Genomic DNA, 301 nt, shown 5'->3' on the forward strand with positions numbered 1-301 from the left:
CGGCCGGAACCAGCAGGTTCTGCGTGGTGGTGCACATCTGGCCGCTGTACAGCGACAGTGACAGGGCCAGATTGCGCAGCATGCCTGCGTAGGCATCGGTGGACTCGATCACCACCAGGTTCACGCCTGTCTCTTATACACATCTCCGAGCCCACGAGACGCTGACGTTGATCGCGTATGCCGTCTTCTGCTTGACAAGGGGGGGGGGGGGGGGGGGGGGGGGGGGGGGGGGGGGGGGGGGGGGGGGGGGGGGGGGGGGGGGGGGGGGGGGGGGGGGGGGGGGGGGGGGGGGGGGGGGGGG

General features: G+C 73.4%; 1 protein-coding gene. It reads right to left on the reverse strand.

Annotated elements, in window-relative coordinates; all coding sequences use genetic code 11:
• Positions 1-120: 120 nt before the first annotated feature.
• Positions 121-301: hypothetical protein (locus JHD82_RS29660; protein WP_199140500.1), on the reverse strand; the 181-nt coding region annotated here is incomplete at its 5' end.

The sequence above is a fragment of the Delftia sp. ASV31 genome (assembly GCF_016428765.1).
Lineage (GTDB): Bacteria > Pseudomonadota > Gammaproteobacteria > Burkholderiales > Burkholderiaceae_C > Comamonas > Comamonas acidovorans.